Annotated in this window: 25 protein-coding genes and 3 pseudogenes; 17 read left to right on the top strand and 11 right to left on the bottom strand. The window is 56.2% G+C overall.

Annotated features, from left to right (window positions below; genetic code table 11):
• Positions 1–100 precede the first annotated feature (100 nt).
• From EGT36_RS28995 to EGT36_RS28990, 3 genes and pseudogenes are all read right to left on the bottom strand, one after another.
• Positions 101–1,069, bottom strand: a complete 969-nt coding sequence (locus tag EGT36_RS28995) for a DUF3991 and toprim domain-containing protein (RefSeq protein ID WP_125271645.1) — start codon at positions 1,067–1,069, stop codon at positions 101–103.
• Positions 1,070–1,258: 189 nt separating this feature from the next.
• Complete coding sequence (locus tag EGT36_RS30760) at positions 1,259–1,435, bottom strand: hypothetical protein (RefSeq protein WP_170311465.1); 177 nt, start codon at positions 1,433–1,435, stop codon at positions 1,259–1,261.
• Between the two features lie 481 nt (positions 1,436–1,916).
• A pseudogene (locus EGT36_RS28990) lies at positions 1,917–2,441 on the bottom strand (amino acid ABC transporter ATP-binding protein); the annotation flags it as partial.
• Between the two features lie 38 nt (positions 2,442–2,479).
• Between EGT36_RS28990 and EGT36_RS28985 the strand changes: the two are divergent.
• Positions 2,480–3,197, top strand: a pseudogene (locus tag EGT36_RS28985) (IS6 family transposase).
• A gap of 289 nt (positions 3,198–3,486) precedes the next feature.
• On the opposite strand, the gene EGT36_RS28980 reads toward EGT36_RS28985, so the two are convergent.
• Complete coding sequence (locus EGT36_RS28980) at positions 3,487–4,344, bottom strand: alpha/beta fold hydrolase (protein WP_125271692.1); 858 nt, start codon at positions 4,342–4,344, stop codon at positions 3,487–3,489.
• 434 nt (positions 4,345–4,778) lie between these two features.
• On the opposite strand from EGT36_RS28980, the gene EGT36_RS28975 reads away from it, so the two are divergent.
• A complete protein-coding gene (locus tag EGT36_RS28975) occupies positions 4,779–5,684 on the top strand; it encodes a LysR family transcriptional regulator (protein ID WP_125271690.1) in 906 nt (301 codons plus the stop codon).
• A 56-nt stretch (positions 5,685–5,740) separates the two neighbouring features.
• On the opposite strand, the gene EGT36_RS30755 is transcribed toward EGT36_RS28975, so the two are convergent.
• On the bottom strand, positions 5,741–5,917 hold the full coding sequence (locus tag EGT36_RS30755; protein WP_164056964.1) for a hypothetical protein: 177 nt from the start codon (positions 5,915–5,917) through the stop codon (positions 5,741–5,743).
• A gap of 495 nt (positions 5,918–6,412) precedes the next feature.
• Here EGT36_RS30755 and EGT36_RS28970 point away from each other — a divergent pair, with 495 nt between their 5' ends.
• Positions 6,413–7,126, top strand: coding sequence for a TonB-dependent receptor plug domain-containing protein (locus tag EGT36_RS28970; protein ID WP_210211250.1), 714 nt, complete (start codon positions 6,413–6,415; stop codon positions 7,124–7,126).
• On the opposite strand, the pseudogene EGT36_RS28965 reads toward EGT36_RS28970, so the two are convergent.
• Positions 7,017–7,734 (bottom strand): annotated as a pseudogene (locus EGT36_RS28965) (IS6 family transposase). The gene EGT36_RS28970 and the pseudogene EGT36_RS28965 overlap by 110 nt on opposite strands.
• A 790-nt stretch (positions 7,735–8,524) precedes the next feature.
• On the opposite strand from EGT36_RS28965, the gene EGT36_RS28960 reads away from it, so the two are divergent.
• From EGT36_RS28960 to EGT36_RS28940, 5 genes are all read left to right on the top strand, one after another.
• Positions 8,525–9,166 (top strand): HAD family hydrolase, encoded by a 642-nt coding sequence (locus EGT36_RS28960; protein WP_125271688.1) that lies wholly within the window; start codon positions 8,525–8,527, stop codon positions 9,164–9,166.
• 21 nt (positions 9,167–9,187) lie between these two features.
• Positions 9,188–10,258: an ABC transporter ATP-binding protein gene (locus EGT36_RS28955; protein ID WP_125271687.1), complete on the top strand. Its 1,071-nt coding sequence runs from the start codon at positions 9,188–9,190 to the stop codon at positions 10,256–10,258.
• Between the two features lie 40 nt (positions 10,259–10,298).
• Positions 10,299–11,537 (top strand): extracellular solute-binding protein, encoded by a 1,239-nt coding sequence (locus EGT36_RS28950; protein WP_125271686.1) that lies wholly within the window; start codon positions 10,299–10,301, stop codon positions 11,535–11,537.
• Positions 11,538–11,599: 62 nt separating this feature from the next.
• On the top strand, positions 11,600–12,520 hold the full coding sequence (locus EGT36_RS28945; protein ID WP_125271685.1) for a carbohydrate ABC transporter permease: 921 nt from the start codon (positions 11,600–11,602) through the stop codon (positions 12,518–12,520).
• Positions 12,517–13,365, top strand: coding sequence for a carbohydrate ABC transporter permease (locus tag EGT36_RS28940; RefSeq protein ID WP_246231466.1), 849 nt, complete (start codon positions 12,517–12,519; stop codon positions 13,363–13,365). Before EGT36_RS28945 ends, EGT36_RS28940 begins: the two co-directional genes overlap by 4 nt.
• 9 nt (positions 13,366–13,374) lie before the next feature.
• Here the strand turns inward: EGT36_RS28940 and EGT36_RS28935 are convergent, their stop codons facing one another.
• Complete coding sequence (locus tag EGT36_RS28935; RefSeq protein WP_125271684.1) at positions 13,375–14,223, bottom strand: MurR/RpiR family transcriptional regulator; 849 nt, start codon at positions 14,221–14,223, stop codon at positions 13,375–13,377.
• 121 nt (positions 14,224–14,344) lie between these two features.
• On the opposite strand from EGT36_RS28935, the gene murA reads away from it, so the two are divergent.
• The 4 genes from murA to EGT36_RS28915 all read left to right on the top strand — a co-directional run bounded on the left by murA (position 14,345) and on the right by EGT36_RS28915 (position 18,641).
• Entirely contained in the window at positions 14,345–15,601 is a 1,257-nt protein-coding gene (murA, locus tag EGT36_RS28930) for a UDP-N-acetylglucosamine 1-carboxyvinyltransferase (RefSeq protein WP_125271683.1), read from the top strand.
• Positions 15,598–16,482: a glucosamine kinase nucleotide-binding domain-containing protein gene (locus EGT36_RS28925; RefSeq protein WP_125271682.1), complete on the top strand. Its 885-nt coding sequence runs from the start codon at positions 15,598–15,600 to the stop codon at positions 16,480–16,482. The genes murA and EGT36_RS28925 overlap by 4 nt, the downstream gene beginning before the upstream one ends.
• Before the next feature lie 115 nt (positions 16,483–16,597).
• Positions 16,598–17,521, top strand: coding sequence for an N-acetylmuramic acid 6-phosphate etherase (gene murQ / locus EGT36_RS28920; RefSeq protein WP_125271681.1), 924 nt, complete (start codon positions 16,598–16,600; stop codon positions 17,519–17,521).
• A 106-nt stretch (positions 17,522–17,627) separates the two neighbouring features.
• Positions 17,628–18,641 carry a serine hydrolase domain-containing protein gene (locus tag EGT36_RS28915; RefSeq protein ID WP_125271680.1) on the top strand — a complete coding sequence of 338 codons (1,014 nt, stop codon included), beginning with the start codon at positions 17,628–17,630 and terminating at the stop codon, positions 18,639–18,641.
• 202 nt (positions 18,642–18,843) lie between these two features.
• Here the strand turns inward: EGT36_RS28915 and EGT36_RS28910 are convergent, their stop codons facing one another.
• A complete protein-coding gene (locus EGT36_RS28910) occupies positions 18,844–19,425 on the bottom strand; it encodes a recombinase family protein (RefSeq protein WP_125271468.1) in 582 nt (193 codons plus the stop codon).
• Positions 19,426–19,590: 165 nt separating this feature from the next.
• Between EGT36_RS28910 and EGT36_RS28905 the strand changes: the two genes are divergently transcribed.
• The 3 genes from EGT36_RS28905 (at position 19,591) to EGT36_RS30750 (ending at position 24,077) form a co-directional block, all read left to right on the top strand.
• Positions 19,591–22,557: a Tn3 family transposase gene (locus tag EGT36_RS28905; RefSeq protein WP_125271469.1), complete on the top strand. Its 2,967-nt coding sequence runs from the start codon at positions 19,591–19,593 to the stop codon at positions 22,555–22,557.
• Between the two features lie 84 nt (positions 22,558–22,641).
• Positions 22,642–23,685: a DNA-methyltransferase gene (locus EGT36_RS28900; protein WP_080823667.1), complete on the top strand. Its 1,044-nt coding sequence runs from the start codon at positions 22,642–22,644 to the stop codon at positions 23,683–23,685.
• A gap of 236 nt (positions 23,686–23,921) precedes the next feature.
• Positions 23,922–24,077: a hypothetical protein gene (locus tag EGT36_RS30750; RefSeq protein ID WP_167378255.1), complete on the top strand. Its 156-nt coding sequence runs from the start codon at positions 23,922–23,924 to the stop codon at positions 24,075–24,077.
• A 27-nt stretch (positions 24,078–24,104) separates the two neighbouring features.
• On the opposite strand, the gene EGT36_RS28895 is transcribed toward EGT36_RS30750, so the two are convergent.
• Positions 24,105–24,413 carry a WGR domain-containing protein gene (locus EGT36_RS28895; RefSeq protein WP_080823855.1) on the bottom strand — a complete coding sequence of 103 codons (309 nt, stop codon included), beginning with the start codon at positions 24,411–24,413 and terminating at the stop codon, positions 24,105–24,107.
• On the opposite strand from EGT36_RS28895, the gene EGT36_RS28890 reads away from it, so the two are divergent.
• A complete protein-coding gene (locus EGT36_RS28890; RefSeq protein ID WP_125271679.1) occupies positions 24,412–24,834 on the top strand; it encodes a hypothetical protein in 423 nt (140 codons plus the stop codon). The two genes, EGT36_RS28895 and EGT36_RS28890, sit on opposite strands and share 2 nt — an antisense overlap.
• Before the next feature lie 34 nt (positions 24,835–24,868).
• Positions 24,869–25,111 carry a hypothetical protein gene (locus EGT36_RS28885; RefSeq protein ID WP_080823665.1) on the top strand — a complete coding sequence of 81 codons (243 nt, stop codon included), beginning with the start codon at positions 24,869–24,871 and terminating at the stop codon, positions 25,109–25,111.
• Between the two features lie 7 nt (positions 25,112–25,118).
• On the opposite strand, the gene EGT36_RS28880 is transcribed toward EGT36_RS28885, so the two are convergent.
• Entirely contained in the window at positions 25,119–25,358 is a 240-nt protein-coding gene (locus tag EGT36_RS28880; RefSeq protein ID WP_125271678.1) for a hypothetical protein, read from the bottom strand.
• 18 nt (positions 25,359–25,376) lie between these two features.
• The gene (locus EGT36_RS28875) at positions 25,377–25,595 is read right to left on the bottom strand and encodes a hypothetical protein (RefSeq protein WP_286084379.1); all 219 of its coding nucleotides are present in this window, start codon (positions 25,593–25,595) and stop codon (positions 25,377–25,379) included.
• Positions 25,596–25,883: the final 288 nt, after the last annotated feature.

The raw sequence follows: 25,883 nt of genomic DNA, 5'->3' as shown, positions 1-25,883 counted from the left end.
TGTTCGGGACCCGGCGATGGCCACTCCATCACCTTCTTTCAGTCCCTCAAGACACCTTCCGGAACGCCGGCTTGCCCGTCGGCCGGGTCAAGGGCCGGCTTTAGCCGGGCGCAGCCTTCCTTGATGCGGTCGATGGCGATGCGGCACGCCTCTTTCTATTCTCATTCTCCGATCCTTCTCTTCTTCTCTCTTTCAGGACCTCGTTCCAATCCTCCAGCGGCGGCCGCAGGCGAACCGATCGGCGGTCATGCTGTGCGGCCAAGGCCTGCAGGCGCTCAGCGAAGGCATCGCCCTGGTGGTTGGCATCGGTTGCACAGACGATTAGGGTGTCCGAACGGCCGAGAAGCTCGACCAGGGCCGCCTCGGTCCTTGGCGACCAGCCGCCACCGGTACTGAGATAGAGGCTGCCACCCTGCAGGTCTTCGATCGCAGCGAGGCTCATCGCATCAATTGCGGCCTCGGTCACGCAAAGACGAAGAGCATCCGCTTCACCCAACCGAAAGAGGATCTTGTTGCCGCCTGTCGAAAATCCGCGCCAGTCGGGCCCGCGTTCCTCCCAGCCAACGACCGCACCGGAATTATCCCGGTGTGCCGCCCACATGCTGCCATACGGCCCCTCCCGCAGGCTGCCCTGACTGATGGCGGCGCGCATGATCGAAGCCGGGATCGCCCTCGTCGAGCAAAGATAACGCCAGGCTCCGGAACCCGTGCCTGGGATGCGGCGCGCCTTCCAACGGGTAGTCAGGTCGACGGGCTCGGCGTTGGTCGGGGTCTTTTTCCAGACCACAGGCGCCACCTGATAGCCGATCAATTCGCCAGCGCTATCGACGGCGTCTGGAAATGACAGATGCTCGAGCAGGGCGACGAGGGTGAACACGTCACCCTTGTCCTCGCTCAGCGGATCGAACCACCCGCGGCCGTCACGCGTAACGATGACGATCTCCGATCCTCTGCGGAACTTCACCGCCCGCCGTGTGCTTTCCTTGATATCGAGTGCGAAGCCAGCCCGTTCGAGGACGGCGGCGCAGCTGACGGCCTCGCGGATCCTCTCGATTTCTTCTCTCTTCATAATTTTCCCGATCGCCTGCGATCGCTCCTCAATTTATCTCCCCGCAAACCGGCGGGACATTTCCCGGCCGCCGCGAAGAGCAGAGGGGGCAAGGGCGCGGGGATCAAGGTGCAAATTTGCACTGCCCGCGGCGAAGCTTCCCTTGCCGCCGACAGGTCGCCAGCGGCATCCGGAACGGCAATTGCCGGCTCAATGAGCCGGCCAGGGATTGAACTCGTGCACGATGTCGAGGTCGTCGCCCGCGTCGATCTCGTCGGAGGGCAGGACGCCGTATTCGCCGTCGATTTCGAAGACGGTGACCGGGACCATGAGGTCGCGGCAAAGCTGGAAGGCGTGGGAGTGTGCCAGGGCAAGATCGTGAGACATGTGAAAGGCTCCATTTGGGAGCGGGCCAATTCCCGCTCGATGGCTCCTCAAAAGGCACGGGGACGGGCGCGATCACCGCGATGGCGCAGCCCTGAGCGGCCGCAGCTTGCTAGCGGACCCCTTGCGGGTTGATCGTGGAAGATCCGGACCTGGGCCAGGACGCCATCGATGGAGAGCGGGATTGGACCGCTTCCGAGTGCTGCCGCCCGACCGCAGCGATTTTGCTCGGACCTTCAGCCGGTGATGCCAGGTATGGTGGTACGAGAGAAGCACGGAATGCCGGTCAGAATGTTTCCGGAGAAGACATTCGCGCATCATTCCGGGAAATCACCAAGCCGAGGACGATCCGGCTTGGCTTCACAAACGCAGCATCCGGTATCTTCCGACACGGACCCTCTTGTTCGGGCGACATCAGAGAAACATAAATGCCAGCTCGCGGCGCCTGACCTTGAAAGAAGCCATCGCGAACTGGATCACTACCTTAGTGCTTGAGGACGCGGGCGAGGAACGAGCGCGCGCGATCATTCTGCGGACTGTCAAAGAACACATCCGGCTTGGCGATTTCCAGGATCGAACCCTGATCGATATAGACGACCCGATCCGCAACCTCGCGCGCGAAGCCCATCTCATGGGTCACGATCATCATGGTCATGCCTTCGGCTGCCAGTTCCCGCATGACGTCGAGAACTTCGCCAACCATTTCCGGATCAAGCGCGCTGGTCGGCTCGTCGAAAAGCATCAGATGCGGTTCCATAGCGAGAGACCGGGCAATGGCCACTCGCTGCTGCTGGCCTCCGGACAGCTGACCAGGAAATTTGTGCGCATGATCAAGCAGGCCTACCCGGCCGAGCAGCTTGATAGCAGCGGCTTCCGCCTCGACCTTCGACTTCTTGCGCACACGCATCGGTGCGATCGTAATGTTTTCCAGGACAGTCTTGTGGGGAAACAGGTTGAACTGCTGGAAAACCATTCCTACACCCTTGCGGATTTCTGCCAACTCGCTCTCGGGCGTTGTCACGTTGTTCGTGGCTTAACGGTTGACGGATAACCGGACGTGATGAGCACGCCGACCATCAGCTACAAGAACCACCGTTTCCCACCGCATATCATCGCCCATGCCGTCTGGCTGTATTTCCGGTTCCCGTTAAGCCTGCGGCTGGTGGAAGAAATGCTGCTGGAGCGCGGCATCGTCGTGTCCTACGAAACGATCCGGCGCTGGGGCCGGAAATTCGGTGCGGCCTACGCAAAGCGACTGCGCAGAAAGACGCCGTCGCGAGAGGATATCTGGCATCTGGACGAAGTGGTCGTGACGATCGGCGGGCGAAAGCATTGGCTTTGGCGAGCCGTCGACCAGGACGGATATGTTCTCGACGAGATCGTGCAGACCCGTCGAGACACCAAGGCTGCCAAGCGATTGCTGATCAGGCTGCTGAAGAAGCAAGCCCTCGCGCCAAAGAGGATTGTCACCGATAAACTGCGTTCATACGGGGCGGCAAAGCGAGATGTGATGCCGGCCATTGAACATAGATCACACAAGGGCCTTAGCAACCGTGCGGAAAATTCCCATCTGCCGCTGCGAAAACGAGAACGAGTGATGCAGGGCTTCCGATCCGTCGGCAGTCTGCAACAATTTGTCCCCGTGTTTTCAGCGGTTAGAAATCATTTCGTCCCGTCGCATCAAAAACACTCCGCCCTCGCCACCCACATTCATCGGATCCGCGCCATGGCGCACTGGAAGGCCGTGACCGGCGCAACTGCCTGAGTTTAACTGAAAGTGCTTCGTCCGGCCTCAGTCGAACAACGTGACAACGCCGCGAACCCTTATCGGAAACGCGGGAGGCGTAAGGGTCTTCATCGACAGTTCGCAGTACGAACGCGACAGCACGGTAGAGACGAGGGGTGCGTCCGCTGACAGCAGGCTCAATACCCCGGAGCGAAGTGCCGCCAGCGAGAATAGATTTGCAAACTCTCGACTCCCGCGGCGAAAAAAAGCTGCGGTTCTCACAGTTCATCGGCCTCACATTCCACTATTGAGCGACACGTGTGCCTGTCTATAGATATCGACCGAGAAAACTGCGGATGATCTGGGCTATCTCGCTCGCGTGGGTTTCGAGCGCGAAATGGCCGGTGTCGAGCAGATGCACATGTGCATTTGGAAGGTCGCGTTTGTAGGCTTCAGCTCCGGCTGGAATGAAGGCTGGATCGTGACGACCCCAGACCGCGAGGAATGGCGGTTGGCTCGTGCGGAAATACTCTTGAAATTCAGGATACCGCTCTAGATTTGTCCGATAATCCAAAACGAGATCGAGTTGGATTTCCGCAGCACCCGGCCGCGCCATTAACGCGATATCGAGCATGTAACCATCAGGGCCGAGTCGTTGAGGATCGGCACCCGTACGATACTGCCAGTTCTCGATCACATCCGGCGACAGCGTTTCACGGCACGCCTCTCGTGTCTGCGGCGTGGGGTCACGCCAGTAGTTCTGCCAAGCGTCCCACTGGTCAGAGAAGCCATCGAGATAAGCATTGCCGTTTTGGCTGATGATCGCCGTTACCCGCTCCGGATGTGCCGCCGCAAGCCGATAACCAACCGGCGCACCGTAGTCAAAAACGTAAAGTGCATATTGATCAAGCGACAGGGCCTGCGTAAAGTCGTCGATGACTTTTGCCAGATTGTCAAACGTATATTCGAAACGTCCGCGCTCTGGAGCCTGCGTGTATCCAAATCCCGGCAAGTCTGGCGCTATCACACGAAATTTTTCGGCGAGAAGCGGGATGAGGTCCCGGAACATGTGGCTCGACGTCGGAAAACCGTGAAGCAGAAGCAGAACCGGAGCATTTCTTGCGCCGGCCTCCCGATAGAACACCTTCACTTCACCGACCTGCTGTGTTTTATAACTTACTGTCATGAGATTCTCCTGATTGGCAAGATGTCTGCGCCAGTTGCTCGCGCAGTTAGCATTCTCAGCTTCCAGCTCTGCAAGCCGCTTCCGGATCGGGCGTAAGCCATCTTCAAGTTGCTCCTGCGTGTAGCGGGGCATGATGTGCTGAGGGCAATTCCAGTCAAAGTTTTGCAATCGAAGCCGCACGACACGCTCAGCCCGACCCATCGTTCCCTCAAGAACCGATGCCGTGGAAATTTTCGCACATGGATGCGACACCAAGTTGCTGTTGCACCTCACGACCCGCAGGCGTTACCGCTATATCCAGAAATCCATAAGTATTACTGTCTCCCAACGCCTAACGTTTGGCATGGCACCGTCACAGCTAAACATAATCCTTCGTACAGCGATGCATAATTAGCGGATTTCGGATAACATCTGATCGAAAAGTGAGGAGATCCATGGATCGTCTGGAGGCAATGTCGTTATTGATCGACACGCTGGATGAGGGCAGCTTTTCGGCTGCCGCGAAAAAGCGCGGCGTGCCGGTGGCAACACTCACCCGAAAGATTGGACAACTCGAACAGCACTTGGGTGCCGCCCTTCTGGTTCGATCGACCCGTAAGTTGTCGCTGACTGACGCCGGACAGCGATACCTCGCAGGCGCACGCCAAATCATAACGCAAGTGGCGGAAGTGGAGCGAGAGGCAGCAGGTGAATTCCGCGAGCCGACCGGACGGCTGGTTGTTAGCGCACCGAGAATGTTTGGTCGCCTCCACGTATTGCCAATCGTCAAGGACTTCCTGACCCTTCACGAGGGGATTTCTGTCGATCTGCAACTCAACGACGGCAATGTCAATCTTGCGGCGGGTGCCGCGGACATCGCGGTACGGATCGGGGCGTTAGCTGACACTAGCCTGATTGGTACTCGGCTGGGCAGCATGCGGACGGTGGTCGTTGCCAGTCCAGCACTTCTTGATCGTCACAGAGAAGTTCAACACCCAGATGATCTGAAATTTCTACCCTCCATAAAGCTCACATTACCAACGCCAGCCGACGCCCCAGAGCCACAGAAAACCAAAATCTACTGGCCTGAAGGGCAAATCCGGTTGCTCGTCCCAAGCACGGAAGCGGCGATCGATGCGGCTGAGGCAGAGTTGGGATTTGTCCGGCTCCTGCACTATCAAGCGGCAGAAGCACTTGTTGCCGGCCGGTTGCGTCTGCTGCTAGCATCATTCGAAGGAGAGCCTGCCCCGGTTCACATTCTACATGCGGCTCTACCACAATTGCCTCAAAAAACCCGACGCTTCCTGGATTTCGCAAGCAGCAGACTGCGTGCAACTCTGATTGCTGTTGGAAAGGCCTGACTAAACCTTCCCCGTAAATCGTTGGGACGAGTCAATTTGTTGCGCTGTGTGGGGTTCTACGCAGAATTGAGCCAGTCATAGAATGAACCCGCCAATTCGTTGAGTCGACCTTCACTATGAAAACACGCCAGCCGCTCATTCTCACCGCCCGGATCACCGAACAGGATCTCTAGCCGTTCGACTGCCTCAAGCAAGCGCATTTTCCTCATGATCGGAATTTTCTTTGCGGCCATCTGACTATGTTTCATCGCCTTTCAGGCGAATATTGCGGGTAGATTGTAAACATACTCGAGGATGGGGTGGCGTCTACGCGGAGCTTGTGTGACTCCACGCGGACTTGAGGTCTGCATTCATACATTGGCTGGGTGGTCAGGACATGCAGACGTGGCGGCCGCCACTATCGTCCAGAACAAGCTTGCACGCAACTCGGCCAACGTCTTGTATGAACAACTGGCAAGCGCATTCGAACCGCGGTCGTCGAAGGTATGGATTGATGGGAATATCTCGTCGAACCGTGGACGGATAAATAAAGTTGACCATTTAATTCATCTTTGAACTTGATTCTTTTTGTCATATTAATTAGCACGCCGCCGGGACCTTCGTAATTTTCTAAAGGGGCGGGTATGCGACACGTTCGTACAATGGGCCGAAAGGCCGTTTTCTCACGTCATTTTCAAGCCATTACGGCATCAGTTGCAGCCATCGGAATGCTCACGGGCACGTCAGCAATGGCACAGGACGCAGATAGCGCAACACACTCATACGAAACTAGCAGCGAAACCACAGTGCTGGAAAAGATCGTTGTGATGTCGACGCGTAAAACAAAGCGTGTTCTCGACGTACCGCAATCAATTTCGGTTATCACACGCGAAGAACTGGACGACCACAATGTGCGCGATATTCAGGATCTTGTACGCCATGAACCAGGAGTGAGTGTCGGTCGCAGCACGTCACTGACCAATCCATGGGGCCAACTTAACGGCTTCACAATCCGCGGCATGAGCGGTAACCGCGTCCAGCTTACCGTAGATGGCTCTCGCGTGCAGGAACAGATCACCGATGGAAGCCGCGACTTCTTCGACATGGACAATTTCCGGGCGGTGGAAATCGTCAAGGGACCAAATTCCGTCTTATGGGGAGCTGACGCTGTCGGAGGCTCTGTTATGTTCCAGACGCTCGACCCCTCGGATCTCTTGACGGACAAGAGCAAACCATGGGCTCTTCGCGTAAAGACAGGCTATGACAGTTTCGACAAAAGCTGGAAAAAGCAGGTTATCGGCGGGCGTTGTCACGTTGTTCGACTGAGGCCGGACGAAGCACTTTCAGTTAAACTCAGGCAGTTGCGCCGGTCACGGCCTTCCAGTGCGCCATGGCGCGGATCCGATGAATGTGGGTGGCGAGGGCGGAGTGTTTTTGATGCGACGGGACGAAATGATTTCTAACCGCTGAAAACACGGGGACAAATTGTTGCAGACTGCCGACGGATCGGAAGCCCTGCATCACTCGTTCTCGTTTTCGCAGCAGCAGATGGGAATTTTCCGCACGGTTGTTAAGGCCCTTGTGTGATCTATGTTCAATGGCCGGCATCACATCTCGCTTTGCCGCCCCGTATGAACGCAGTTTATCGGTGACAATCCTCTTTGGCGCGAGGCCTTGCTTCTTCAGCAGCCTGATCAGCAATCGCTTGGCAGCCTTGGTGTCTCGACGGGTCTGCACGATCTCGTCGAGAACATATCCGTCCTGGTCGACGGCTCGCCAAAGCCAATGCTTTCGCCCGCCGATCGTCACGACCACTTCGTCCAGATGCCAGATATCCTCTCGCGACGGCGTCTTTCTGCGCAGTCGCTTTGCGTAGGCCGCACCGAATTTCCGGCCCCAGCGCCGGATCGTTTCGTAGGACACGACAATGCCGCGCTCCAGCAGCATTTCTTCCACCAGCCGCAGGCTTAACGGGAACCGGAAATACAGCCAGACGGCATGGGCGATGATATGCGGTGGGAAACGGTGGTTCTTGTAGCTGATGGTCGGCGTGCTCATCACGTCCGGTTATCCGTCAACCGTTAAGCCACGAACAACGTGACAACGCCACTTCTTGGCCTATCGAGAAGCGATGTTAGGATATGCGAACAGGTCTTACCGTGATCCAACATCGGGAACAGAGAGATACTCAAATTTGCACGGCGTGGGCAACACTCGATTTGCGATGTTGGGGCCTTCGCTCCCGCTGCCTGAAATCGTGCACTTTCCTTTCGAGCCAATTCGAGAATGAAGCGAAACAAAGTTATTTGTTGTTACATTTGCTGAGTTTCGACCCGTAATAGGAATACATTTCTAAATGAGTTCCCCCTTTGTCTGCAGCGTAAAAATAAACTCTATCTCCAGAGTTTGAAGACGTGTCGGTAGGCATCGTCGAAAGTCGAGCGTGTTTTTGATGTGGTACATGCATATCTGGTCGCGACCGAATCTACCTCAGCTGTGAAGTATCAGCGGACAACTGTCTTTGAGACTGGCCTGAGAAGGATACTAACGTTCGCTTCGTTGATCAGATCTACCATTCCAAATAGCAAGATATGCGGCGAAGAAAGATGCCTCTTCGTCCAGCTCACGCATTGGATGTCACAATCTTTCGAGTTGGTTCAAATCCAGATAGACCGAGTGAGTTGCCCATTTAGTGGCCGATGTCACCGGAAAAGAAGTGTCAAGTTGAAAATCGGGTCGTAATCATTTATTCTTACTTATAGAGAATTTTGGAATTGATAATTCCGTTTTGATTTGTCAGAGTGTGTGTCTACGGAAGGATGCGAGAGGTCCTTCTCAACGCGGCTTGAGGAGAGCAGTGGATGATTGGGCAAACGCGACACAACGACGATCAGCTTTTCGTCCTTGATGTGGGAGGGGTGTTCATTTCGCTGGATATCGGCAAAAGGCGTGCTGCGCTTGAAGCCGGTGGCCTCTGGCAGGCGAATGCCATTCCCGACGCCTTCCTTCTTGAAGCCAACATGCAGTTCCGTCTCGGGCGCATCAGCGAAGAGGATTATCTTCATAGCGTTAAACCTATCTACGGCCTTAGTACCGAGCAGGTCATACAGGCGGAAACGGCATTGCTGGCCGATGTCTTGGAAGAAATGGCAAGTTTTGTACGCAGCCTTAAATCCGCTTACCGTATCGTCTGTCTTTCCAATACCCATGCGCTTCATTGGAAGCATATTTACGAACATATGCTAGGTCCGGACTTCTTCGATACCTGTTACCTCTCACACGAGATGGGTATGGAGAAGCCCGAGGAAGACATCTACCGAGCGGTCCAGCAACACGAGAAGGTGCCACCAGAGCGGATCATCTTTGTCGACGATACGCTGGAAAACATTCAAACTGCACGCCGATTGGGGTGGAACAGCATCCACCACATCAGCGCCGCAGACACGATTGCAACCATTGAAAAAGCGCTGATGCGGAAACCAACTGCACGCCAGCGATCTTAGATTACAGACGGAGTTAAAGATTTGGCTCGATTGTCATTGCGCGGCATCAAGAAGCGTTTCAAAGCTATCGAGGTTCTCCATGGCGTAGACCTTGATGTGAACGACCGCGAACTCATCGTCTTCGTCGGCCCGTCTGGCTGCGGAAAGTCGACATTGTTACGCCTGATCGCGGGCCTTGATCCGATCAGCGATGGCGAATTTCTGCTGAACGGCCAGCGGATGAACGAGTTGGCACCATCCCGTCGCGGCATCGCTATGGTGTTCCAGTCCTATGCGCTCTACCCTCATATGAATGTCTATGAAAATATGGCCTTCGGTGCGCGTCTCATGGGTCTTGGCAAAGCCGAGGTGGAAGCACGAATTCAGGAAGCCACACACATGCTACGGCTAGAGGCTCTTCTGGAGCGTAAGCCACGGGAACTTTCGGGCGGACAGCGTCAGCGCGTGGCAATTGGTCGAGCGCTTGTGCGAAAGCCGCAGCTTTTGCTTCTCGACGAGCCGCTCTCCAACCTCGATGCGGCACTGCGCTCAGAGGTACGGCTGGAGATTGCGCGTCTTCACCGGGAAATCGGCGGCACGACGATCTATGTAACTCACGATCAGGTTGAAGCTATGACGCTCGCAGACAGGATCGTGGTTATGAACGGTGGGCGGATCGAGCAGTTTGGTTCGCCGCGCGAGCTTTATGAGACACCCGCCAATACTTTCGTTGCAAACTTCATCGGCTCGCCGCGCATGGCCATGCTGAGCGTCGAGCGCGAAGGAGACCGATTGGTCGCGCCAGGCGTTGGTGAGATCAACCTCTCGCGGCTTCCTTCCGCGCGTGATCGCGAACTGCTTTTGGGTGTTCGTCCCGACGGCATGAACATCTCGTCTGATCTGCACGGCGACGGCTTCTCCGCCGAGGTCGTCTACACCGAATATCTTGGAGACAGCGCTTATGTTTATGTGCGGATGGGAGATGCCGCGCCGGTCTCCATTCGCTGCACGCCTGACACCCAGTTTGTATCGGGCACCCCGGTCAGAGTGAGCGTCGCGCCGGACCGGCTTCACTTCTTCAGCCGTGAAACCTCTGAGCGACTTGCCGTCTAAGTGGTCGAACCATAGTCAATAAAAAAGGAGAGAGGAACATATGAAAAAACTTATTTTGGGAGCGGCTATCGCCTGCTCATCCCTAATGTCTGCAACCGCGACGTTTGCGACCGAGCTGACATTTTGGACTTGGCGCCAAGAAGATAAAGCCGAATATGAAAAATTCTTCGACGATTTCACCAAGGCTAACCCTGACATTACCATCAGGTTTGAGGCTTTCGAGGCGACGAGCTACAATACAGTGCTTTCCACTGCGCTTGCTGGCGGCAAGGGTCCGGATTTGATGATGACCCGCACCTATGGCGGCATTGAGAGTCTTGCGGGAGCCGGCTACCTGATGCCGCTTGATGACAAGAAGGTGCCTGCCATCAAGGGTTTCTCAGAACCCGCTCTTGCCTCCAGCACCATGCGCTCAGACAAGACGCTCTATGCTGTTCCCGCAGCCAGCCAGACCATGCTGGTGATCTACAATACGGAGATATTCCAGAAGAACGGCATCTCCGAGCCGAGGAGCTGGGACGAATTGATAGCCGCTTGCGAAACGCTGAAGGCAGCCGGCATCATGCCTTTTGCCAACGGAACTGCAACTGGATGGCAGAATGAAACAATCGTTTCGGCTTTGACCTCGTCCATCATGGGAAAAGCCTTCTATGCAGACCTGATGGCAGGCAAGACGGACTTCAACGACAAACGCTATATTGAGGCGCTGACGAAGCTCAAGGAAATCTCCAAGTACTTCCCGGAAGGTTTCGTTGGTCTTGATTACGCCTCTGCTCAACAACTCTTTACCTCTGAGATGGCAGGCATGTTTGCAGGCGGTTCTTTCGAGCTTGCCAATTTTGTCAAGCAGAACCCGGCACTAAAGATGGGCGTGTTTGCCGCTCCTGGTCTGAAGGCAGAAGACGAGAAGCTTGTCGGCTTGTTCTTCGATTCCGGTTTTGGCGCCAATGCCAAGCCGAAGGATGAAGCTGCGGCGCTGAAATTCGTGAACTATGCGGCCAGCAAGGAATTCGCACAGCCGTTCGCCAACCGCTTGAGCAACGTGTCCGCAGTTCCTGGGGTTACCTTTGACAGCGAGCTTTTGGCCAAAGTGGCGGAACTCAACACGAACTCCATCGCCTATATGACACTAGTGAACTTCCGTTACGGAGAGCCGACCGGCTCCACGCTCATTCAGGCGGGCGTCTCCAAGCTGCTGAATGGTCAGGCGACACCAGCCGATGTCGGCAAGTCGATGACCGACGGCCTTGCCGCCTGGTACGCACCGTTCAAGAAGTAATGTTGCAGTGGGCCGTCGAGCTATAGGCGGCCCACCTATTTAATCCCGCGAGGATCGTCTCGATGATTTCAAGCCAGTTAACTGGTCGAAGATTATGGATTGCAGCGCTTCTCGTGCCGCCCATCGCCTTTATGTGCCTGTTTCTCGTATACCCTATCATGTCGGCCTTTGCATATGCCTTTTACGAGTGGCGCGGGCTGGCGCGAGGCGAATTCGTCTGGTTGGCCAATTTCCAACGGGTGCTGTTTGAATATCCCTTCTCAGAGCGCACCATCAACGCATTCAAGCACAATATATTCGTTTTCTTCGCACTTATGGTTCTGCAAAATGGCCTTGGTTTCATTCTCGCCTATTGCCTCTGGCGCGAACTTTGGGGCGCGCGTTTTCACCGTATCGCCGTCTTTCTTCCGGTCGTATTGTCTACCGTCATTGTGGGCCTGCTGTGGAAGCTTTTCTACCACCCGCTTTTCGGTGTGGTGAACGCTACGCTTCGTGCAGTGGGCCTTGAGTCGTTGGCGCAACCGTGGCTCGGGCAGGATTCCACTGCACTCACCGCTATTGTCGTCGCCAATGCGTGGCACATGGTGGGTTTCCCTACGCTGGTTTTTCTCGCTGGGATGCAGCGCATCCCCTCGGAAATTCTAGATGCAGTGCGCATGGAGACTGAGAGCGAATGGGTCAAAATGAGCAAAATTGTCTGGCCGCTGGTTGCTCCTTCGGCAACGGTTGTCTTCACACTTCTCTTCGTCGGCGCGTTCAACTGGTTTGAGATGCCCTTCATTATGGCAGGCGTCGATGGTTCGCCACATGGCGCAACGGATGTTCTGGGCCTATATTTCTACCGCACCGCGTTCGGCAGCATGTCGGCGTCGGCGGAAAACTTCGGCCCCGGTAGTGCGCTGGCTGTGCTGATTTTCCTCTTCATCGCGGTGGTTTCCAGCTTTATAACTATCAAGCTGCGCAAGCGGGAGATTCAGCTGTGAAAAATGCTTCCGATAGCAGCACATTCCGGACCTTCGGCTGGGATGGTCTCATCCAGATCCTGTTGATTGGCAACAGCATTGTTATGCTGGCGCCGATCGCGATCATGGTATTTTCCGCCTTCAAGACGAATGCGCAGATTTTTCAGTCCCCCTTTTCTATTCCAGACTTCACCAATGTGAACAGCATCTTGAGAGTGTGGAACGAAACGGACTTCATGCTCTACATGGGAAACTCGCTGATCGTCACGAGCGCGTCGATCGCCCTGATCCTCATTCTCGGAACCATGGCGGCATATGCCATAGCGCGGTACGAATTTCGCGGATCTGGCCTCATACTGCTCTTCTTCCTCGCGGGGCTGACCCTCCCTTTGAAGCTCGCCATCATTCCGCTCTTCATCCAGATGCGAGATTTTGGTTTGATCGATTCGCGGCTGTCGCTGATCTTCATCTATGTGGCAACCGGCCTGCCGACCACCGTCTTCATTATGACTGGCTTCATTCGCAGTTTGCCGAATGAACTTGAGGACGCCGCTCGAATGGATGGTGCGAATGAAGCTCGGATCATGTGGTCGATCATGTTGCCGCTGGTCCGGCCAGCCATGGTGATCGCTGCCATCCAGAATGTAGTGCCGATCTGGAACGACTTCTTCTTCCCGCTGATCTTCATCCAGAACAACAATCTGAAGACCCTACCACAGGGGCTTACCACCTTCATGGGTGAATTCGGGACCGACTGGGGCGTTCTCTTCTCAGGACTTACACTATCGGCGCTCCCTATCATCGTCCTCTATATCGCTCTTTCACGGCAGTTCATCAACGGCATGACGGCAGGCGCTATCAAATAGCGATGCTGTTCATGATTTGAGTATGGAGACCGCTGCTTCGCTGGCGTGAATGGCTTCGTTCGCGCCTGGAAGCTTCGCTATCAGCAGTAGGAACAAGAGATCGCAGATGGCAAGCTGCGCATCGCGTGAGGTTATGGCTGATGAACGAACGCGCTCCTCATCTGCCACCGTGTAAAGCGAGATGTCAGCAAGCCGGCCCAGCCGACTGCCCTGCAGACCAGTCAGCGTGATGACTTTTGCTCCGCATTTTCGGGCAAGTTCAGCCAGCCGGATCGTTTCGTTGTTGCTGCCAGCTTGCGAGATGGCAAAGAGAACGTCGCTTTCCCGCAGCGAGGCGGCGTTGGCCATCTGCACATGGGGATCCCGGTCCATGAGCACCATAAGACCAAGTTTCAACAACTTATACGAGAAGTCTCTCGCAACGAGGGAAGAAGCGCCAATACCAGCAAGATGTATACGCCGTGCCCTGACCAAAGCGGCAACAGCCCGCTTCACAGCTTCCTCCGAATTCACCTGCATGGTCTGCTGCATGGCTGAAACCTTGCTCGCCACCAGCTTTTGCTGGATTGTGACGTAGTTGTCGCCAGCCTCGATTGTGCCGTGGATCATACCGGACGGCACACGCCATTCCTGTGCCTTGGCTTTCGTTACCGCTAGTTTTAGTTGCTGATAGCCCTCATACCCGATCTTCTGGGAGAACTTGACCACGCTCGATTGGCTGCGACCTGTGGCACCAGCTAGTTCCGCCGAGGAAAGTTGAACCATCCGGTCAGGATCCTCAATGATGAACTGACCGATCTGGCGTTCGGCATCGGTCATCGAATCCAGCTTCGCTTGAATTACCTTCAAAACGGACATAATCCCTCTCTGCGGAATAAGATATTCAAAAAATGAAAATTATCTGGAATATTATAGCGCCTATCTTATGATTGGCCATCCCCGAATCCTGCAAGCGCAGTTCTGACCCGGAAGGCCTCCCATGGATGAACTTCATATTATTGGCGGTAATAGGCTAGATGGCGCTGTTCCAATTTCCGGCGCCAAGAACGCAGCGTTGCCGCAAATCGCTGCGGCACTCCTTTCTACTCATTCACTTGAGCTGACGAACTTGCCGAAAGTCTCTGATGTCGAAAACATGCTGGGGATCATATCGCTTTACGGTGCAGGGATCGAGCAGGACGCGACGGGGACCAGGATTAACGCCTCCAGCCTGACGCCAGGAGAAGTCGATTATGACACGGTCCGCAAGATGCGTGCCTCGATCCTCGTGCTCGCCCCCCTTCTAACGCGATTCGGGTCTGCCTGTGTTTCCCTGCCTGGTGGCTGCGCTATAGGCGCGCGTCCGGTCGATATGCATCTCAAGGTTCTCACCGCGCTGGGCGCCACGGTGTCTGTCGAAGGGGGTTATATCGTTGCCTCCAACGGCAGCAAGCTCAAAGGTGCTCGCATCGTGCTCGCCGGTCCATCTGTAGGTGCAACGGAAACGGCCTTGATGGCTGCCTGCTGCGCGCAAGGTGAAACAGAAATTCTCAACGCCGCTCGCGAGCCGGAAGTGGTCGATCTCGTCGGCTGCCTAACGGCCATGGGTGCCGAAATCGAGGGAGCCGGCACGCATCGTGTGCTTGTTAACGGCGCAACGAACTGGCGGGCCGCAAGCCACCATGCCATTCCTGACCGGGTGGAAGCGGGAACCTATGCCTGCGCCGCAATGATAACCGGCGGACGCATTGAACTTGTTAACGCGCGAATGGAGCACATGGCGTCCGTTCTGCAAGTTCTGGAGTGCATGGGAGCAACCGTATGGCCAGGCGATCGCGGTGTTGTGGTGAACGGTTGCAACCAGATAAAGCATGCCGATATCACCACAGAACCCTATCCCGGCTTTCCGACTGATCTTCAGGCGCAGTTGATGGCGATGGCCTGCCTCGCAGATGGAGCGAGCGTTATCCGTGAAACGATCTTTGAAAACCGTTTCATGCATGTGCCGGAACTATCCCGGCTCGGAGCCGATATTGCTCTTAACGGCGCCGTAGCTCTTGTTCGCGGGCGACCGTTGCTAAAGGGGGCGCCAGTGATGGCGACAGATTTGCGGGCGTCCGTCTGCCTCGTGCTGGCCGCTTTGGCGGCAAAAGGTGAGACAGTTATCAAGCGCGTCTACCATCTGGATCGCGGCTACGAGCAGCTTGATCGCAAGCTATCCCAGTGCGGTGCAAATATCTCGCGGATTTCCACATGAAAAAAGTTAGAAGCAAAAAAAAGCTCTTTCTTGGCGTTGATGGTGGGGGCACGGGCTGCCGCGCGCGACTTGTCGATGAGGCAGGCAACGTTCTGGGACAAGGGCTTTCCGGTCCAGCGACAACCCGGCTTGGTGTTGGAAATGCCTGGGCCTCGGTCATGCGAGCGTGGACATGCGCGGCTGAAGAGGCTGGCATAAATTCTTCCGAAGCCGTTAATGTAATGGCCGGGATCGGCATCGCTGGCCTCACCCGGATTGGATCACGCGAAGAACTTGAAGCCCTGCCACACCCATTCGGCAGTATCTGCTTCACTTCTGATGGAGCGGCGGCCTGCCTTGGCGCGCATTCCGGCCATGATGGGGGTATCGTCATTGCCGGCACAGGATCAATTGGACTTGCGATGGTGGGCGGGCATGAGGTCCGTGCAGGCGGTTATGGATTCCCGATTTCGGACGAAGGAAGCGGTGCCGATCTTGGCTTGAAAGCGATTCGGTTTTCGCTGCGAGCCTACGATGGGCGGCGTGAAAAGACGGCGCTTTTGCATGAGGTGCTTCACCGCTTTGATCACAACCCCGCGAACGTTGTGGGATGGATGGACAAAGCAACTGCAACGGACTACGCCACCTTTGCGCCACTGGTGCTGCGCCACGCAGATCAAGGCGATTCCGTCGCTCGACAGATCGTCCAGTCGGGAGCCGAGCAGATAGACGCCTTGGTGCGTCGATTGCTGGAATACGGTGCGCCATTAGTGACGCTTCTCGGTGGCCTTGCCGGCCCGCTGGAGCCTTGGCTTGCTCCTGACGTGCGCCGACGGCTCAAGCCAGCTGATGGAGATGCCGTTGCCGGCTCAATAATTCTCGCACGCAGATTAAAACCTTGAACTGATCGAAACGCGACCTAGCTTGGCAATCTTTCGTATGGAATAATATATTCCTAATTTTATTGACACAGGGAATATTCAATCGTAGCGTATAAAAAATAACGAGCGAGGATCGATGTCGCACCAGCACCTGATGGCGGAACTAGAGCAACTGGTTTCAGAAGCTCGTAATCCTACCTCCATGTCCATTGATCTTCTCCCCACAGAAGACATCCTCAAGATCATGAACCGCGAGGATGCGTTGGTACCTGAAGCCGTGGCGCGTGTAATTCCACAGATCGCCGAAGCAGTGGAGGAGATCGTCAACGCCTTTCGTGAGGGCGGTCGCCTGATCTACATCGGCGCTGGAACGAGTGCGAGATTGGGGGTGCTGGATGCCTCGGAATGTCCGCCCACTTTCTCCGTGCCGGAGGGTCTGGTGGTAGGCCTGATCGCTGGCGGTCCCAAGGCCATTCTTCATGCTGTAGAGGGTGCGGAGGATGATAGCGAGGAGGGTAAGCGTGATCTTAAAGCAATTGACCTCTCGTCGAAAGATGCCGTCGTTGGTATCGCAGTTAGTGGTAGAACACCCTATGTTGTCGGCGCCTTGACTTACGCTAAATCCATCGGGGCAAAGACAATTTCGCTCACATGTAACGCCCATTCAACTCTGGCTGACATAGCTGATATCGCGATCTCCCCAGTCGTAGGACCTGAAGTTGTCACGGGCTCGACGCGCCTGAAGTCCGGCACTGCTCAGAAGCTGGTGCTGAACATGCTGACAACGGCGAGCATGATCCGTATCGGCAAGACGTATGAAAATCTCATGGTAGATCTTACGATCAGCAACCAGAAACTTCAGGCGCGCGCGATTCGCATTATCGCCGAAGCAACGGGATGTTCTGCCGATGTTGCGGAAACTTATCTTTCTAAAAGCGAGAATAACGTCAAAGCAGCGATTTTGATGATCTTGACTGGCCTTCAGTTACGGGAGGCAGAAGCTTCTCTAATTCGTCATCAGGGCTTCCTACGTAAGGCAATCGCGGAACATAAGTTCTAAAAAAACTAACACTCATCAAAGTTTCGGATATTTCTTCGAGACTTGCGAGCCACTCGACTGCGTTAGAAACCTATAAACTAAACCAATCCACACGTCCGGATCGATTGTGCTTAACGTAAATCAACACTCTTGCGCTTTTAAGTCTGCCTTCGAGCTCGTTGATACAAGCGTCCGTGAAGGTCGCATCCCTGGTGCTGTGCTTGGAATGGTTGATCGCCAAGGTAACCAGCTAAAAAAAGCGGTTGGCCTTGCACAGAGAATGGGTGGGGAGCGGATTATGACAACTGAAACGTGGTTTGATCTCGCCTCACTCACAAAAGTAATCTTTACCACCCATCAGATTTTGCAGCTTGCTGCTGCGCACTTAATTGATCTTGATGCTCCCATTAGCACGATTATAACCGATCTCCGCGACGGCTCGCCAGACTGTTGGGAGCGTGCGCTTACTTTTCGCCAATGCCTTGGTCACTTGACGCCTTTCCCAGCGGTCGAACCAATTTACAGACGTAGCAATGACCCAGATCGCCTTCGCGCATTTGTGCTTCAAAATGAATGGAAGCCCGTAAATCCTACCTACTCGGACATAAATTTCATCCTGCTTGGTATTGCGCTTGAGCGATTGACGGGTAAGCGCATCCGCGAGATGCACGCCGGGCCTGGATTTGCGTTTTCTAGTGATCCCGAATTGACCGCTGCAACGGAATACTGCGCTTGGCGTGGGCGACTAATTTGCGGTGAGGTTCACGATGAGAACTGTTTTGCGTTGCAAGGGGCTGGACACGCGGGACTATTCGGGACCGTGGATGCGGTGCTTGGTTATGCAGGCCGTGTTTTAGTTGCAGACCATAAAGGAGATCGTGCGACGGGTTGGATGCGGCAACCTCTTTCCCTTACGCGTACGCATGGTTGGGAAAGATATCACGACGGATGGTCCGGGGGGAACTTTTGCAACAAGAGCGTTATAGGCCATACAGGCTTTACCGGGACTGGATTATGGATTGATTTTGAAAACGATCGCGCATGGACGCTCCTGACAAACCGCGTCCACCCCACTCGCAATTCCGACAGTGGAATTTTCACGCTCAGGAAAGAGGTTGGTAATGCTTTCAGCGTCCGCTGAAAAACCGACCTAAAGAGGGCAATTAGATAATGGTCAGTCCCGATTAGCCAAATTCTTGATAATCAACATCAGCATCCGCGAAAGCGGTGCAGCTTGAAATTGGGGCGTTATCGCTTCGCTTTTATATGCCTGCGAGTACGCTGGCCGGCGTCACAACACGAAAGTAGTGAATCTGTCCGACTTTTGAGAACGTATCCTGAACTCAGGTCGGTTTAACCGTAGATGTCGTTGTTTTTTCGGCCCTGAGAGCTTCGTAGAGGGCGGTTTTCCCGATTTTCACGCGGGCCGCAGCTTCCCGGACGTTCAAACCGGCCGCCAGATGCTGGCGGGCTTTGGCAAGTTTCTCCGGGGTTACGACGACTTGTCGACCACCGCGTCGACCGCGTTCCCCTGCGGCTTGTAGGCCGGCGCGTGTTCGTTCCCTGATCAGATCGCGCTCGAACTGTGCCAGCGCCCCGAACAGGTGGAAAACCAGTCGACCGCCCGATGTCGTGGTGTCGATGTTTTCGGTGATGGATCGGAAGCCGACGCCTTTGGCCTCCAGTTCTGTGATGATCTCGATGAGGTGCTTCATCGACCTACCGAGGCGGTCGAGCTTCCAGACTATGAGCGTGTCGCCGTCGCGAACGTAGCGGATCGCCTCGGCCAATCCGGGCCGGTCAGTCTTCACGCCGGATGCCTTATCCTCGAACAGTCTTTCACAGCCTGCTTTGCGCAAAGCGTCGAGTTGCAGGGCAGTGTCCTGGTCGCCAGTGGAGACCCTTGCATAGCCGATAGAGGTCATGAGACGTGGTTTGTCCGTTTTCTCGTTGAACTCGGACAATGTCCGATTTGCCGTTCAAGAACAAGGTTTGCGGACAAAAACTGTGGATGCCGCGAAACGGTCGTTTGTCGGACATGTGTTTTCCAGTTCGCTGCGGTTTCCGCAACGAAACTGGAAGCCGAGACAATGGCCAGAAGAGCATTGCTGAGCGAGATATGGTGGCAACAGGCGACAACCATCCCGCAGGACGAAAGGGAGATCGCCAAACATTACACGCTGGACCGGCCGGATCTCGACCTGATCATGCGGCAGAACAAGGCCTCGAACAGGCTGGGCCTTGCCTGTGTCATAGCCTTGCTGCGTTATCCCGGCCGGCCGCTTGCGGATGGCGAGGTCTTGCCGTTTGGCGTTTTGCGGTTTCTGGCACTGCAGATTGGCGTCGATCACCGCGAGATCGATCGTTATTTCGAGCGCCCGCAGACCCGGCGCGAGCATCTCGCCCTGCTTTTCGACAGGATGAAGATGCGTCCTTTTGCGCCCGCGGACGTGAAAGCGCTTACCGGCTGGCTGACGCCTGCCGCGCAAAGCCTGCGCCAAGCCGATGCATTGGCGGATATGGTGGTGGAGGAATTGCGCCGTCGCCGCATTCTTCTGCCTGCGCGCCAAGCCCTTGAAGCCATCCTTCATTTGGCAATCCGGCGCGGGATTCGCATAGCCCACCGGGCGCTGGCGGGCGGATTGTCGGAGGGCCAAAAGCTCGACCTGGACAAACTTCTCGACCCGCGTGAGGGGACGAGCGTCACCATTCTCGCCTGGGCGAGGACACCAGCATTATCACCAGCCGCCGCCAACCTTGACAGAATAGCCGAGCGAATTCGCTTCCTTCGGTCCCTAAACCTGCCGGCGACGCTGATGGAGCGCATTCCGGCCAAGGTCTTTGATGAATTCGCCGCGGAGGGGATGCGAATGAGTGCCCAACATCTGCGCGACCTCAACCCCGAACGCCGGCATGCCGTGCTGGCGGCGACGGTGCTGTATCTTTCCCGCCACCTGACCGACGGCGCCATCGACATGTTCAAGAAACTCATGGGTATGTTGACGCGGCGGGCCGACAGTCAGGCGGCCGCCCGCGTCACCCGCTCCGTGCGGGAGGTGCAGAAGCCACTGAAGGACGTTTCGAAAGTTTGCCATGCGATCATCAAGGCCAAGGAGAAAGGCGAGGATATCGCCAAGGCGCTCGAACAGGTCGTTCAATGGCCAGCCTTTGCCGCCAGTGTCGAGGCGGTCGACACGCTGATCGCGCCGGATATCATCGACGGTAAAATCGAAATGCTCCAGCGCTATCCGACGATCCGGAAACTTGCGCCGCAATTCCTCTCGACCCTCGTGTTCCGCGGGCACGCCGTGGCGGCGAATCTCTTGCGCGCGCTCTCCGTGATTGCCGATCTCTACCGCACAGGGAAACGGGCTATACCGGACAACGCTCCCACATCCTTCGCACCGAAAGGCTGGATGCCGCTCCTCCTTCAGGATGGCAAGATTGATCGCCGGGCTTACGAACTCTGCCTGTTTAGCGAGTTGAAGCGCCGGCTTGATGCGGGTGATGTCTGGGTGGAGGGGGCGAAGCGCTTCCAGTCATTCGAAAGCTTTCTCATTCCCACGCCGACATTTGAGCTGATGCGCGAGGAAGGTCCACTTCCGGTCGCCGTCGATACCGACGTGGAAACCTATCTCAGCCAGCAGCGCAAGATTATGAATGAGGGATTGGCTGACCTCTCCCGTCTTGCAGCCGTCGGCGAACTCGATGATGTCGAACTGACCGAGGCTGGATTCAGTGTCACGCCGCACAAGGCGATGTTTCCAGACATCGCCAAGTCGCTGAAGCGACAAGTGGAAAGCCGTTTGCCCGCAATCCGCATCACCGATCTTTTGCTCGAGGTGGATGCTCGCACGGGATTTTCCAACGCTTTCACACATCTACGCACCGGTCGGTGGGCCGACGACAAGCTCGCTTTGCTCACCGCAATCCTGGCGGACGGTATCAATCTTGGCCTGACGAGAATGGCCGATGTTTCACCCGGGTTGACGATGCGTCAACTCGCCTGGGCGCATGACTGGCACATTCGCGAGGAAGGCTACAACGCCGCTCACGCCATCCTCGTCAACGCCCAGAAGCAATTGCCTCTCGCGAAGCTGTGGGGCGATGGAACAACATCATCCTCAGACGGACAATATTTTCCGGCGGGAGGCCATGCCGAGGCGATTGGCGATCTCAACGCGCGGTACGGCCCCAACCCCGGCGCCAAATTTTACCGCTTTACGTCTGACCAGTACGGCGCTTTCCACATCATCGCCATGAACGCCAATGCGAGCGAGGCCATCTATGTTCTCGACGGACTGCTCTATCACGGCAGCGATCTCGCCATCGAAACGCACTATGTCGATACCGGCGGGGTCAGCGACATAAGTTTTGCGCTTTGCCACTTTGTTGGTTTCCAGCTTGTACCTCGGCTGCGCGGCCTCAAGGATCGCAAGCTTTATCTCTTCCCGGGCGATACGCCGCCCGAAAATCTTGCATCGCTCGTTGGCGAGCCCATCAACATCGAGCGGATCAAGGCAAATTGGAACGATATCCTCCGCCTCGTCACGACGATCCGTTCCGGCCAGGTCCGGCCTTCGACCTTGCTGGCGAAGCTGTCCGCCTTTCCGCGTCAAAACGGACTGGCGCTCGCACTTCGCGATATCGGACGCATCAACAGATCCATCTTCCTGCCGCAATGGTGGCAGAACCCAGAAATGCGCCGGAACGCTACCGCCGGCCTCAACAAGAGCGAAGCGCAGAACACCCTGGCCCGCGCGCTGTTCTTCAATCGCCTCGGAGAACTGCGGGACAGGACCTTCGAGAGCCAGTTCTACGGGGCGTCCGGACTGAACCTACTCATCAATGCCATCGTCTACTGGAATACGCTCTATCTCGAACCGACTTTCGCCCAGCTCAATCGTGAAGGCATCGCCACGCCTCCTGATGTGATCAAACATATCACCCCGCTCGGTTGGCAGCATATCAGTCTGACCGGAGATTACATCTGGACCCCGACGGACAGCCCCGATCTCAGGCCGCTGCGGCGGGAAACCTCCATCCTCGCTGCGTGATCACCATATGTTCTCAAATGTCGGACAGATTCACCACTTTCGTGTAGGGACGCCAAGCCGCGCCAATCACCTGGAATTCACCTGATGAAATCTCCTCGACCACTCTCCTCGACCGCCTATGGACAAGCCTGGTGCGGCAATTCGCTCGAACTCATCGATCGGCTTGACGACGAAAGCGTCAACCTGGTCATGACCTCGCCGCCATTTCCGCTGCTGCGACCGAAGGCCTATGGCAATGAGGACCAGTCCGGCTATGTCGACTGGCTCGCCGGCTTCGCAGAAAAGATCATGCCAAAGCTCGCAACGGACGGTAGCTTCGTCATCGATCTCGGCGGGGCCTGTCAACGCGGCACCCCGTCGCGCAGCCTCCACATCTACAAAGTCGTCCTTCGTCTCTGCGAAGACCTGGGGTACCATCTTTGTCAGGAATTCTATTGGCACAATACCGCCAAGCTGCCGAGCCCGATCGAATGGGTGAACAAGCGCAAGATCCGCGCCAAGGACGCCGTCAACACGATCCTGTGGCTCAGCAAATCGCCGTGGCCGAAGGCGAATGTCCGAAACGTCCTCACCCCATACAGCGAAAGAATGCGAAAACTTCTCGCGGAAACAGATACCCGTTCGGAGGAAGCCGTTCGACCGAGCGGTCACAGCATGACAAGAACCATCGCGCGCGATAACGGCGGAGCCATTCCTTCCAACGTGCTGGAAATCCCAAACACGAGCAGCAATGATGCTTATCTTCGCCGCTGCAAGAGACTTGGGGTAATCCTGCACCCGGCCCGATATCCAAGACTGTTTCCGGAATTCTTCATCAGGATGCTGACCGCTCCCGACGATCTCGTCGTTGACATCTTTGCCCGATCAAACACGACCGGCGAGGCGGCGGAGAGGTTGCAACGGCGCTGGATCTCATTCGAAATGAACAGGGAATATGTCGCGTCCTCGGCCCTTCGTTTCAGCGCCGACGCATGCGACGACGAATTGCGCTCTTCCTACATGGCATTGTTGGAAGCGAGTGAGCTGGCCCTCACCGGCATGCCATCCGCTCCGGCGGACGGGCCAGGTGTAGACTTGCCGGAGATTGTTCAGTCGGAGCGGATTTGGAGCGCGTCGCCGTTGGCTTGAATCCATGACGACGCCGATCCGCGATGACCTCAAACAGCGGGCGCGAAGCACATGTCCGGAACGGCCAGAGCAGGGGGCATGGAACAAGGCGACCTCACGAAAGGTAAGGGCATCAGTCGACCCGCCTTTCCGCCCAGCCTTTCAGGCCGCTCGAAATGTTGGGGAAATCGATCCGCCGAGGTTGCCGCAACCGGCCGATCTGATCACCTTCTAATGAATTCAATGCGAATCTCAGTATGCGCGTCTTTGCCCCTGCTCTCTCCAAGGCCCGTTTCGAACAACTGCTGTGCGCATCTGCCGTGGAGCAGGACGAAGAGAGGCAAGTCGTCGAGATCACGATCCGAGAGCGGATGAAGGCCGGTGGAGGCCAGTCCGCGGAAAAGAACAATTGAGCCTCAACTCCAGGCTCAAAACTGATCTTAAGCGGCAATCGGATCCTCGCCGTTGCCTCGGTGAGCCCGCGTATCGCCAGCAAATCTACCGGTGATGACCGGCAGATAGCCCCTTTTCCGCTTCTTGCGTACCAGCATCAGAAAATGGATCGCGGCGTCCCGCTCGGTCGCGAAAACGTCGCTTTTCTCACCGCCGCGCTTGCCGATCCGTCCCCATTGCCGCACGACGGCGATTTCACCGAAAAGGGTCGGTTCGATGGCGAGCATATAGTAGCGCGACAGGTTTTGGGTACGGTCGATCTTGCGACAATAGAGACGGTACGGGTAGAGAGCCATGCCGGCAGCATCGCCAAACCGCTGCCTCAAGTCCAATGAGACTTTTGAATCGGTCGAGGCGCTCCGATTCATCGGCGTGATGGGTGGGTTATCGGCGCCGGAAGCTCTCATGGACAAACCCGTTGGCAGGACCAGTCATCCTAATTCTGCGCGTTGTTCGGGGCTGTGCCTGGAGATGATGCGACCCTATTTGTCGATCCAGCAGAGTTCCAGCATCTCCTCCTGCGTCATGGAGCGCATCATGCCGGTTATCGAGTCGCCGGTGTTCTTGGTTTTGACGTCTGCGCCATGCTCCGAGAGCCTGTCGTCGCGCAACCCCGAGCAGGGCGCAGGCGGCCTTGGCCTGACTGCACGCGGCTCAGCGGGCATCGCATCAGGAAAGTGGAACCTGAAATGCGTCCATGTAATTATATCCGCATGAAGCATGACCTCCGCTCAATCATGAGGTAATCCCCATGCGGACCGTAGATGACTGGCTCGAAGACTGGCTTGCCGAGCATCGCAATGTCAGGCTGGAAGACGCGCACCCGATGGCCAATGCCGTGCGAGCCGCTGCGCTCGCCGATGGTTATAGCCTGGAGCTACTTCGTGATGCCGGCGACGGCGACATAGAACGGTTTGTAGGTCCCGTGGTGGTTTCGCAGGTTATCGCGGGGTCTACCGTAGCGCCGCTGGAGGGGACAATCGGAAGAGTTTAAGGCGGGCTCAGAGAATGCCCTGTTCGGCTTCCACCTCAGCAATGGCCGCTTCAAGCTTTTCCATCATCCTGCGCAGTGCCGCCTCTGACGGCCTTGGATCCAATCGATCCACGCTTTTGGTCACGCCCTCCCGCGCCTTGGCGTATACCTCAAGGCGGGCTGTTGGCGTGTTTTCCGGTAGCCGGGCGAGAGTGCTGCGCAGAATGATGAGGTAAGGGTTCATGGCCTTGGACCGTACCCGAAGCATGTAAACCGCGTGTTAAGCTCAAACTTGGCCGTCCAGCCTGGCGAGTATCCTCAGGGCCTCCACACGGTCAGGCTCCCAGAATTTCAGGCGGGTCCTTCCGTCCTCACCGGTAGTCACAGTAAACGCTTCGCGGTGCATTCCCATTTCGAGCAGCCGCTCTTCCACGGCCGCTATGTTTCCGGCGAGGGACGACAGCGGATCCACGACCACGTATTGAGCGCGCATCTGTGCCAGCATTCGTTCCCCCTTGCCGCTGAGGAGCCCCATCGGGTGAAAACTCTACAATTCAGAGATGCTAAGCAAGGACATGCCTGAATGTTGGTAAGCAGGTAAGGTTACCCGCTGAGGCGACAATTGATGCCGGGCGGAGCAAGTCATGAACGCACGACCAGACAACCTTTAGATGGACGAGAATTGACCGCAGGCGGGTCGCCGTGAAAGAATTCGTGGTGCCGGGATTGAGCAGGAAGCGTTGATCGGCTCGACGGCATTGAACCGTCCCGGCTTTGCCGGAGACCCCAACTC

Source organism: Agrobacterium sp. FDAARGOS_525 (genome assembly GCF_003938925.1).
GTDB classification, from domain to species: domain Bacteria; phylum Pseudomonadota; class Alphaproteobacteria; order Rhizobiales; family Rhizobiaceae; genus Agrobacterium; species Agrobacterium pusense.
The sequence above is the reverse complement of the archived record's forward strand: the minus strand, read 5'-3'. Positions and strand labels throughout refer to the sequence as shown.